Origin of the sequence: Pseudomonas sp. Sample_10, from assembly GCF_004321495.1 — a bacterium.
Taxonomy (GTDB): domain Bacteria; phylum Pseudomonadota; class Gammaproteobacteria; order Pseudomonadales; family Pseudomonadaceae; genus Aquipseudomonas.
In genome coordinates this window covers 19,960-27,312 of record NZ_RCOE01000123.1, presented here as the reverse complement: position 1 = coordinate 27,312, position 7,353 = coordinate 19,960, and the positions used below count along the sequence as shown (strand labels likewise).

Annotated in this window: 8 protein-coding genes; 4 read left to right on the top strand and 4 right to left on the bottom strand. The window is 59.4% G+C overall.

Translation table 11 applies throughout. The annotated features are described in order from the left end of the window. The 3 genes from D8U18_RS12340 to D8U18_RS12330 all read right to left on the bottom strand — a co-directional run. On the bottom strand, window positions 1-509 hold a 509-nt coding region (locus D8U18_RS12340; RefSeq protein WP_131107712.1), incomplete at its 3' end, for a Fe-Mn family superoxide dismutase. 177 nt (window positions 510-686) lie between these two features. Continuing rightward, complete coding sequence (locus D8U18_RS12335) at window positions 687-1,289, bottom strand: LysE/ArgO family amino acid transporter (RefSeq protein ID WP_056852721.1); 603 nt, start codon at window positions 1,287-1,289, stop codon at window positions 687-689. A 6-nt stretch (window positions 1,290-1,295) separates the two neighbouring features. Further along, window positions 1,296-1,697, bottom strand: coding sequence for an ACT domain-containing protein (locus tag D8U18_RS12330; protein ID WP_130905930.1), 402 nt, complete (start codon window positions 1,695-1,697; stop codon window positions 1,296-1,298). A gap of 96 nt (window positions 1,698-1,793) precedes the next feature. On the opposite strand from D8U18_RS12330, the gene D8U18_RS12325 reads away from it, so the two are divergent. The 4 genes from D8U18_RS12325 to D8U18_RS12310 all read left to right on the top strand — a co-directional run bounded on the left by D8U18_RS12325 (window position 1,794) and on the right by D8U18_RS12310 (window position 5,671). Beyond that, the gene (locus tag D8U18_RS12325; protein WP_056852719.1) at window positions 1,794-2,687 is read left to right on the top strand and encodes a LysR family transcriptional regulator ArgP; all 894 of its coding nucleotides are present in this window, start codon (window positions 1,794-1,796) and stop codon (window positions 2,685-2,687) included. A gap of 54 nt (window positions 2,688-2,741) precedes the next feature. Next, window positions 2,742-3,740: an NAD(P)-dependent oxidoreductase gene (locus tag D8U18_RS12320; RefSeq protein WP_131107711.1), complete on the top strand. Its 999-nt coding sequence runs from the start codon at window positions 2,742-2,744 to the stop codon at window positions 3,738-3,740. A gap of 89 nt (window positions 3,741-3,829) precedes the next feature. Beyond that, window positions 3,830-4,699 carry an ATPase gene (locus tag D8U18_RS12315; protein WP_131107710.1) on the top strand — a complete coding sequence of 290 codons (870 nt, stop codon included), beginning with the start codon at window positions 3,830-3,832 and terminating at the stop codon, window positions 4,697-4,699. A 123-nt stretch (window positions 4,700-4,822) separates the two neighbouring features. Further along, window positions 4,823-5,671, top strand: coding sequence for a cache domain-containing protein (locus D8U18_RS12310; RefSeq protein WP_131107709.1), 849 nt, complete (start codon window positions 4,823-4,825; stop codon window positions 5,669-5,671). Between the two features lie 112 nt (window positions 5,672-5,783). Here the strand turns inward: D8U18_RS12310 and D8U18_RS12305 are convergent, their stop codons facing one another. Further along, entirely contained in the window at window positions 5,784-7,301 is a 1,518-nt protein-coding gene (locus D8U18_RS12305; RefSeq protein WP_131107708.1) for an MDR family MFS transporter, read from the bottom strand. Window positions 7,302-7,353: the final 52 nt, after the last annotated feature.

The following is a 7,353-nucleotide window of genomic DNA, read 5'->3' as shown; positions in this document are numbered from 1 at the left end:
AGGTTGCGGTAGTCGATGTAGTAAGCGTGTTCCCAGACGTCGCAGGTCAGCAGCGGGGTGTCGCCGCTGGTCAGCGGGTTGCCGGCGCCGATGGTGCTGGCCAGGGCCAGGGAACCGTCAGCCTTTTTCACCAGCCAGCCCCAGCCGGAACCGAAGGTGCCGATGGACGTCTTGCTGAACTCTTCCTTGAACTTGTCGAACGAACCGAAAGCCGCGTTGATTGCGTCAGCCAGTGCGCCGGTTGGTTGACCGCCAGCGTTTGGCGCCAGGCAGTTCCAGTAGAAAGTGTGGTTCCAGACCTGAGCGGCGTTGTTGAAGATGCCGCCCGAAGAAGTCTTGACGATTTCTTCCAGGGTCTTGCCTTCGAACTCGGTGCCTGGCACCAGGTTGTTCAGGTTCACGACGTAGGTGTTGTGGTGCTTGTCGTGGTGATATTCCAGAGTTTCCTTGGAAATGTGCGGCTGCAGAGCATCATGTGCGTAAGGCAGTGGCGGCAATTCGAAAGCCATGGTGGATCTCCTAATCAGGTCAGGTGCGGTGAGCGCAAGGCCGATCACGGGCGGCCAGACAAGCGCCGGGGAGTTTTACACTCTTTGCGGCGCAGGGTCGGGATCATAGCACCGGGGGGGCGGCATAACCACGCAACAACTGTGTGGAATAGAGGTTCCAGAGCCGTTTGGAATAAATCAGCCGGCCATGATCAATTGCAGCGCTACTGCAAACATCATCACGGCCACCAACAGATCGAGGATTCGCCAAGTGCTCGGTCTGGCCAGCCATGGAGCGAGCCAGGCGGCGCCTAATGCCAAGGTGAAAAACCACAGCAGCGACGCACTCGCGGCCCCCACCACATAAGCACCAGGCTCGGTTTGTTGTGCACCGAGGGAGCCGATCAGTAAAACGGTGTCCAGATACACATGCGGGTTGAGCAACGTCACCGCCAGAGCGCTGAGCATCACCGCGCGCAGTGAGCGCACAGTCTGGTTTTCACCCTGTTGCAGGCTCTGCTTCGAAAAGGCACGGCGCAGTGCCTGACTGCCATACCACAGCAAAAAAACCGCGCCGCCCCAACGAGCAATCGCCAGCAATGTCGGGTTCTGTGCCAGGACCGTCGCCAGTCCGAACACCCCGGCCGCCACCAGTAGCGCGTCGCAGGCCACGCACAGGGCCGCGACCGGAAGGTGATGTTCCCTGCGCAAACTTTGCGCCAGCACAAACGCATTCTGCGTGCCGATCGCCATGATCAGGCCGAACGCTACCAACAGACCGTTCATATAGCTTTGCCACATGATTGCTTACTCCCCGTTGGCAGCCAGATTGCGCAGCACTTCCAACGCGCGTTCAGCGTCGGCCTGGCCGACGAACAAGTGGTCGTGGTAGTAACCGGCGATTACGTTGCAGCTGATCCCGGCCTTGCCCAACGCTGTGGCGAATGCGGCTGTCAGGCCGACGGCTTCCAGGGCCGAGTGCACGTTCAGGGTGATCCAGGCCGCGACGTAGTCGAAGCTCAAACCGGTCTGCTCGGCGTGGCTACGTTCGACAATGACTGTCAGGCCTTCCTGTTCACGGAAGCTGCCAATGATGTCCAACCCCGTCGGCAACTGCCCGTCGGGCAGGGTGCAGAACACGTATTCGCCGGCGTTTAATTGCGGACTCATGCTGCGCAGTAACGTTGCCAATGAAGTTTCGCCAGCCATGTCGGTATTTCCTGTTCATCAGTTCTTGCTGGTCATTCTCGGGCACGACGCTGTATAAGAAAAACCAATATTGCTGATCGCTCATTAGGAGAACTGATGTTCGACTACAAATTGCTGTCCGCTTTGGCGGCGGTGGTCGAGCAGGCCGGTTTTGAACGGGCTGCGCAAGTGTTGGGGTTGTCGCAATCGGCCATTTCCCAGCGCATCAAATTGCTCGAAGCACGAGTAGGTCAACCGGTACTGGTTCGGGCTACGCCGCCATCCCCGACCGAGATCGGGCGGCGCTTGCTCAACCATGTGCAGCAGGTACGTCTGCTTGAACGGGATCTGCAAAGCCTGGTACCGGCATTGGATGAAGAAGGTTTGCCGGAGCGTTTGCGCATTGCCTTGAATGCCGACAGTCTGGCCACCTGGTGGGCGCAGGCGGTAGGGGATTTCTGCGCGCAACAACATGTGTTGCTGGACCTGATCGTTGAAGACCAGACCGTCGGGCTCAAACGGATGCGTGCCGGCGAAGTGGCGGGGTGTCTGTGTGCCAGTGAGCGACCGGTGGCCGGTGCGCGCAGTGTTTTGCTCGGGGCGATGCGTTATCGCGCCCTGGCCAGCCCGGCGTTCATTGCCCGACATTTCCCGCAAGGTGTACGCGCCGACCAGTTGGCGCGAACCCCGGCACTGGTTTTCGGCCCTGACGACTTTCTGCAGCATCGATATCTGGCATCCCTCGGCGTCGATGGCGGCTTCGAACACCATTTATGCCCGTCATCTGAAGGCTTTATCCGTCTGACCGAGGCCGGACTCGGCTGGGGGCTGGTGCCGGAACTGCAGGTCCGCGAACAACTGGAGCGCGGTGTTTTACGGGAGCTTTTGCCAGATAAGCCGATCGATGTGCCGCTGTACTGGCATCATTGGCGTAATGGTGGTCAGTTGCTGGGATTGCTGACCGATCAGTTGGTGCTGGCATCCAGGCAATGGTTGGTGCCGTTGGACTGATGTTCAACGTCAAGACTTCACGCAATACGCAAAACGAAATATTCGGAGCAATACATGAAGATTCTGGTCACCGGCGCAAGCGGCTTCATTGGCGGGCGCTTTGCGCGTTTCGCCCTGGAGCAGGGCCTGGACGTGCGGGTCAACGGTCGCCGGGCCGAGGGTGTGGAGCATCTGGTGCGCCGTGGCGCCGAGTTCATCCAGGGTGATCTCGGCGATCCGCAATTGACCCGGGAGCTGTGCGCCGACGTTGAAGCCGTGGTGCATTGCGCCGGCGCCGTCGGTGTGTGGGGACGTTATCAGGACTTTCACCAAGGCAATGTCCAGGTTACCGAAAATGTGGTCGAGGCCTGCCTTAAACAACGGGTAAGACGCCTGGTGCACTTGTCGTCGCCATCGATCTACTTCGATGGTCGCGATCATTTGGGTTTGACCGAAGAACAAGTGCCCAAACGCTTCAAACATCCGTATGCCGCCACCAAATACCTGGCTGAGCAAAAGGTGTTCGGCGCCCAGGAATTCGGCCTCGAAACCGTTGCGCTACGCCCGCGTTTCGTCACCGGTGCCGGTGACATGAGCATCTTTCCGCGCCTGTTGAAAATGCAGCGCAAGGGACGTCTGGCGATTGTTGGCAACGGTCTGAACGTGGCTGACTTCACCAGTGTGCAAAACCTCAACGAAGCGTTGCTCAGCAGTTTGCTGGCCGGAGGCTCGGCCCTGGGCAAGGTCTACAACATCAGCAACGGCGCGCCAGTGCCTCTGTGGGATGTGGTCAATTACGTCATGCGCAAAATGGAAGTCCCACAGGTTACGCGCTACCGTTCCTACGGTTTGGCCTACAGCGTTGCGGCGCTGAACGAAGGCGTATGCAAGTTATGGCCAGGCCGCCCCGAGCCGACCTTGTCGCGGCTGGGCATGCAAGTGATGAAGAAAAATTTCACCCTGGACATCAGTCGCGCCCGGCATTATCTGGATTACGACCCGAAGGTCAGCCTGTGGACTGCCCTTGATGAATTCTGCGGCTGGTGGAAAGCCCAGGACATCCGCACACACTGAACCCGCTACGGTGTCGAGGGTCAATCGGTGCGGCAGTGGGGGTTATACTCGCCGCATCCACGCCATTGCGTTTCACAAAGGTTGACTCAATGTCCATGCGTAACGATGCCAACGACGACTTCGATGATGTACCGAGCCTGCGTGCAGGCGTCCTCGATGACGATGATTTTCCAGCCACCACCCGCACCTCGGTTCATTCGCGCACACCGCCCGTGGTCAAGGTCAAGGCAGCAAGTACCGGCCCGTTGTGGGCACTGGTGGGCGCCTTGTTCTTTGCCTTCGCGGGCCTGGCCTGGTGGAGCTTTCAGCAGATTTCGCTGATGGAGCAGCAACTGGTGGCCACCCAGGAAAGTTTCGCGCGCATCAGTGAGGAAGCGGCAGGGCGCCTGCAGGACATTTCCGGCAAAGTGGTCGCCAGTCAGACCAACGTCACCTCCGACAGCGAAGCCTTGAAGTTGCAAATCAAGCAGCTGGAGAGCAAGTTGCAGGATCAGAGCAAGCAGCAACAAGGCGTGGTCGGTCAAACCTCGGACCTGGACAAGCGTCTGGCGCAGATGACCGCGCAAACCAGCGATCTGGACAAGCGTCTGGCGCAGATCACCACCCAGAGCGCTGAGCACCAGACCGTCAATACGCAATTGCAAGCCCAGGTCAAAGTCTTGATCGGCGACGTGGCCGCGCTGAAGAGCGCCACGGCTGACACGGGGCAATTCGAAGCCCAGCTGAAAAGTATCGGCGCCGATATCACTGCATTGAAAAAGCAAGGCAACCCGAACGCCGCCATCGAGAGCCTGGAACAGGACATCATCGTGCTCAAGAGTCAGCAGGACAACCGTCCGGCGCAAGGCTCGACCAACACAGCGGAATTCGATGCTTTCCGCACCCAGGTCACCCGCAACATCAACACACTGCAAGCGCAGATCCAGAACCTGCAACAGCAATTGCGCGCCCGACAGTAAGCCTTGAATCATTCCCGGGCGGACCGGGAATGATTTCCTTACACACTGCGATCCGCTGAATATCCATACATGCCCGATTGCCGTCTACGCTCTTGAAACATCAAAAGGAACGAGGGATGCGCAATGGGGTTTGTGCAAAGGTTCGCCGTGCTGTGCTTCATGCTTGTGCTGGGCCTGGCTCAGGCGCAAGCGGCCGGAACAGAAAAGGACGACAGCAAGGCCGCCATCGCCTTGCTGGAAAAAGCCTTGGCCTATTACCACGAGAACGGTGACAAGGCCTTTGCGGCGTTCAGCCGTCAAGGTGAGTTCGTCGATAAAGACCGTTATGTGTTCGTCCTCGACACCAAAGGCGTGATGCTCGCCAGCGGCGGTCCGTCTTCGGCCCTGATTGGCCGGGACGTCTCGGAAACGCTTGGGCCGGAGTTGCAGGCAGCCTTCAAGGAAGCCCTCAAGGTGCCGGAAGGCAATGGTATTCAACAGGCGGAATATCGTTGGCAGAACTGGGCCGACGGCAAGGTCGAGCGCAAGCACGTGTATTACCAGCGAGTCGGCCAGCGGATTCTCGCGGTGGGTTACTACCTGCCACGGGCGTCAGCGGAACAGGCCATGGCCTTGCTGAACAAAGCGGCAACCGACCTGGCCAAGGACGAGAAGGGCACACTGACGGCGATCAATTCCCTCAAGGGCGGATACCTGCAGGATGACCTGTATGTGTTCGTCGTCGATCTGGACACCCAGCGTTATGTCGCCCACGGCACCAACCTGCGCTTGATCAACACCGATTTCAGCAAAATCAAGGACCCTGAAGGCAAACCCGTGGGAGAACCGATCCTGGCGCTCATGGCCAAGCAGGATTATGGCGAATACGAATATCGCTGGAAAAACCCGGTGACTGGCAAGATCGAGGACAAGCACGCCTACCTGAAGAAGGTCGGACATTTTCTGGTGGCTGTCGGGTATTACAGCCCATGATGTGTATGTAGGAGCGAGCTTGCTCGCGAAGGTGGTGAACGATATCGCGCGAACCCGGATGCCCTGCGGCGTTCTTGGCTTTTTTCGCGAGCAGGCTCGCTCCTACAGGCATTTAACGAACCTTGTCTTCCCTGCCCCGCAACAACTTGTTCGGCATGGCGATTGCCGCTGCCAACCCCAGCAGCGACACGGCAGCGCTGACCATCAGCAAGTGGCGAAAGGTCAACAGCAGTTCGGCACGCAATGCGTCCTGCGCATCCCCCGGCGCCGCGTTCAGACCGTCCAGCAGTACGTTGCCGGAATGCCCTTCGGCAATCAGCGCCGACCCGGCCAGGTGCGCGAAGCTTGAATCCTGCAGCAGCGCCAGCAGCAGTGCCGACATCATGGCCACGCCCACCGCGCCCCCAAGCGAGCGAAACAGGTTGGTGGTGCTGGTCGCTACGCCGATGTCCCGTTGTTCCACCGAGTTTTGGGTGCCCACCAGCGAAGTCGGAAACTGCATGCCCGAGGCGATCCCGCTGAACAGCATGCACAGGCTGCTCAGCACTAACGCTTGAGGCGGACTGAAGGCCATGCCCAGAATCGAAATCGGCATCAGCACGGCGCCAGCGAGGATCATGGGTTTATAGCGGCCCGTGATTGAGGTCCTGCGACCGGCGAAATAGGCACCAATCGGCAAGCCCATCGCCAGCGGCAGCAGGTGCAGCGCGGCGCTGTCTGCGCCGGCACCGGTGACGCTCTGGAAACGCAGCGGCATCAGCACGATCAACGAGATCGCCTGGAAACTGGTGAAGAAAATCGTGCACCAACACAGAACCGCATTGCGGTTGGCGAACAAATGCATGGGCAATAACGGCTCCCGTGCCCGTCGTTCATGCATCACAAACAACCCCAGCACCAGCACTGAGCAAGCCAGTAACCCCAACACCTCGGCGCTACGCCATGAATGGCCCTGGCCGACCTGGGTGATCCCCAGTAATAACGCCGTCAGGCCAATGATCATCAGCACAGTGCCGAGGTAATCAATGATGGGTTTGCGTTGCGGAATCGGCAGGCCGACCAGTGTGCGATTGGCCACCAGCCACGCACCGAGGCCCAATGGCAGGTTGATCAGGAACACCCAGCGCCAGGACAAATACTCCGTCATGTAGCCGCCGAGCACGGGGCCGGCGACGCTGGCCACCGCATACATGCTGCTGAAGTAACCCTGATAGCGACCGCGTTCGCGCGGTGGCACGATGTCGCCGATGATTGCCTGGCTCACCGAGATCATTCCGCCGGCGCCGATGCCCTGGAAAATCCGCGCCAACACCAGTTGCTCCATGCTCTGGGCCATGCCGCAAAACAATGATGCCAGGGTGAACAGGCCCATGCCGAACAGCATCAACTTGCGCCGCCCGTACAGATCCCCGAGTTTGCCGTAGATCGGCACCGCCACGGTCATCGCCACCATATAGCCGGAAATCACCCACGCCAGCAGGCTGACATCCTTGAATTGCGCGGAAATGGCCGGCATCGATACCGCGACGATGGTCTGGTCCAGCGCCCCCAGAAAAATTGCCAGCATCAGGGCGATCAGCACACTGCGGATCGCCGGTTTGGGCATTTCAGGCTGGTTGAGATGGGTCACGGGAAAACCTGCGGGCAGTGATTGACCCGCAGAGGCATGGCGAGCGGGTGAG